The organism is Piscinibacter sp. (assembly GCF_050175855.1).
In the GTDB taxonomy this organism is placed as follows: Bacteria; Pseudomonadota; Gammaproteobacteria; order Burkholderiales; family Burkholderiaceae_C; genus Piscinibacter.
In genome coordinates, this window is the sequence record NZ_JBFXIO010000544.1 from 1 (window position 1) to 2,732 (window position 2,732).

3 protein-coding genes are annotated in these 2,732 nt (G+C 66.2%); 1 reads left to right on the top strand and 2 read right to left on the bottom strand.

Annotation, left to right across the window (positions count from 1 at the left end; translation table 11 throughout):
• The coding region (locus tag AB7U92_RS25430; protein WP_428583381.1) for a hotdog domain-containing protein at positions 1 to 249 on the top strand (249 nt) is incomplete at its 5' end.
• A gap of 13 nt (positions 250 to 262) precedes the next feature.
• Here the strand turns inward: AB7U92_RS25430 and AB7U92_RS25435 are convergent.
• Together AB7U92_RS25435 and AB7U92_RS25440 are read right to left on the bottom strand one after the other, a co-directional pair.
• Positions 263 to 1,447 carry an ABC transporter substrate-binding protein gene (locus AB7U92_RS25435; RefSeq protein WP_428583383.1) on the bottom strand — a complete coding sequence of 395 codons (1,185 nt, stop codon included), beginning with the start codon at positions 1,445 to 1,447 and terminating at the stop codon, positions 263 to 265.
• Positions 1,448 to 1,465: 18 nt separating this feature from the next.
• Positions 1,466 to 2,732: AMP-dependent synthetase/ligase (locus AB7U92_RS25440; protein WP_428583385.1), on the bottom strand; the 1,267-nt coding region annotated here is incomplete at its 5' end.

The following is a 2,732-nucleotide window of genomic DNA, read 5'->3' on the forward strand; positions in this document are numbered from 1 at the left end:
CTGGCGGTGATGGCCGCGATCGGCGCGCGCCACATGGACGAGCCGCCGTTGCAGCGCCTGCACCGCTTCGGCAAGCTCGGCACCATCGACCTGCGCATCGACTACCTGCGCCCGGCCATCGGCGAGCGCTTCGAGCTGCGCGCCGAGGTGCTGCGCCTCGGCTCGCGCGTGGCCTCCACGCGCATGAGCTTCAGCGGCGCCGATGGCAAGCTGCTGGCCACCGGCGCCGCGGCCTACATCGTGTCGTAGGCCTACTGGCTCGTCACTGCGCCTTCACGTAGTCCGTCACCACCTTCCAGCGCTCGTTCTGCAGCTGCGACATGCGCGTCATGTCGCTGCCGGCGCGCTTGTTCGGCGCGAAGCTGGCCTCGGGCGAGCCGAACATGTCGGGCGCGAACTTGGTCGTCTCCATCGCCTTGATGAAGCTGTCCACCGTCAGGTTCGTTCCGGCCTTCTGCGCCGCCTGGATGAAGGTGTCGATGGCGTTGTAGCCGTAGACCGAGAACACCGTCGGGTCGTCGCCGAACTTGGTCTGGTACTTCTTGGCCCAGAACGAGATCTTCGGCGAGGCCTCGTCGAGGTACGGGTGCTGCGCGGTGTGCGTGGCGTACAGGCCGTCCATCGCCTTCTTGCCGAGCTTGTGGATCAGGTCGGTGTAGGCCGCGCTCGAGCCGAGGAAGATCGGGCTGAAGCCGGTCTTGCGCGACTCGCCGATGGTCCCGATGGTCTCGCGGATGATGGTGCCCAGCACCACCAGCTCGCAGCCGGCCGCCTTCATCCGCGCCACCTGCGAGGAGAAGTCGGTGGCGCCGCGCTTGTAGGTGGTCTTCTCGGTGAAGTCCATGCTGATGGCCTTCAGGCCGGCCTCGGCACCCCGGAACACCTCCAGGCCGAACTCGTCGTCCTGGTAGATGGTGCACACCTTGGTCACCTTGTTGTCCTTCACCAGCTTGGGCAGGGCCACGCGCATCTGGTCGTAGTAGCTCGAGCCGAGCGCGAACTTCAGCTTGTGCGGCGGGTCGCTCATCTCGCGCGCCGCCGTGACCGGCATGAAGTTGAAGACATTCTTCTCGAACTGCACCGGCATCGCGGCGTTGTTCGTCGGCGTGCCGATGTGGGCCACCATCGCGAAGATCTTGTCCTGGTTGACCAGCTTCTGCGCGGCCAGCACGGCCTTCTTCGGATCGTAGGCCGAGTCCTCCACCAGCAGCTTGATCTTGCGGCCATTGACGCCGCCCTGCTCGTTGACCTCCTCCACGCGCAGCAGCATGCCCTGGCGGACCTGCTTGCCGAAGCCGGCGATCGGCCCGGAGAGATCCTGGATCGAGCCCAGGACGATCTCGTTCTTGGACACGCCCTGCGTGGCTTGCGCCTGGGCTGCGGTGCCGGCCAGCGCCATCAGCGCAGCGGCAGTGAACGCGGGAATGTGAGTGAGCACAGGTTTCATCGTTGCCTCCTTCGGCGGTCAGGATCGGTACAGCGCCTCGATGCGATCGGCGTACTTCTTCTCCACGAACTTGCGCTTGAGCTTCATCGTCGGGGTGAGTTCCTCGTCCTCGGCGGTGAGCTGCGTCTCGAGCAGGAAGAACTTCTTGATCTGCTCGACGCGCGCGAACTTGCGGTTCACGCGCTCGATCTCGTCCCAGATCAGCTCCTGCACCTGCGGCGCACGGGTCAGGCTGGTGTAGTTGGAGAACGGGATGTCGCGGTCCTGGGCGAACTTCTCGACGTTCTCCTGGTCGATCATCACGATCACCGTCAGGTAGGGTCGGCGGTCGCCGATCACCACCGCGTCGGTGATGTAGGGCGAGAACTTCAGGTCGTTCTCGATCTCGCTGGGCGTGACGTTCTTGCCGCCGGCCGTGATGATGATGTCCTTCATCCGGTCGGTGATGCGGAAGTAGCCGTCCTCGTCCACCTGGCCGACGTCGCCGGTGCGCAGCCAGCCGTCGGGCGTGAAGGTCTCGGCGGTCTTCTCGGGCAGGTTGAGGTAGCCCATGAAGACGTTCGGGCCCTTGACCTGGATCTCGCTGGTGATAGGGTCCAGCCGCACCTCGTTGAACGGGCAGGCCGGGCCGACCATGCCGGGCTTGATGCGGCCGATCGGCGACGAGGTCGAGGCGCCACAGGTCTCGGTCATGCCCCACACCTCGCCGAGCGGAACGCCCAGCGCCAGGTACCAGCGGATCAGCTCCGGCGAGATCGGCGCGGCGCCGGTGACGCAGAAGCGCGCCCGGTGCACGCCGATCAGCTTGCGCACGTTGTCCAGGGCGATCCAGCGCGCCAGCATGAACTGCGCCTTGAGCAGCGCGCCCACGGGCTGGCCGGCGAGCACCCTGTCGGCGATGCGCGTGCCCACGGCTATGCCCCAGGCATAGGCCGCCTGCTGCAGCTTGCTCGACTCGCGCAGCGCGATGGCCACGCCCGAATAGAGCTTCTCCCACACGCGCGGCACGGCGGTGAACACCGTCGGCGCGATCTCGCGGACGTTCTCCGGCACGGTCTCCGGCCGCTCGACGAAATTCAGCACCGAGCCGGTGTAGACGGCGAAGAAGGCGCCGCCGATGCGCTCGGCGATATGGCACAGAGGCAGGAAGCAGATGCGCTCGTCGCTTTCGTACTGCGCCACGATCAGGTTGTAGCCGCGCACGGTATAGACCAGGCCGGCATGCGAATGCATCGCGCCCTTCGGCTTGCCCGTGGTGCCCGAGGTGTAGACGAGGATCGCCAGA

What these genes read in the sequence shown, in the direction of transcription:
- AB7U92_RS25435 (WP_428583383.1), bottom strand. Translation starts at nt 1,447, where the DNA reads ATGAAACCTGTGCTCACTCACATTCCCGCGTTCACTGCCGCTGCGCTG.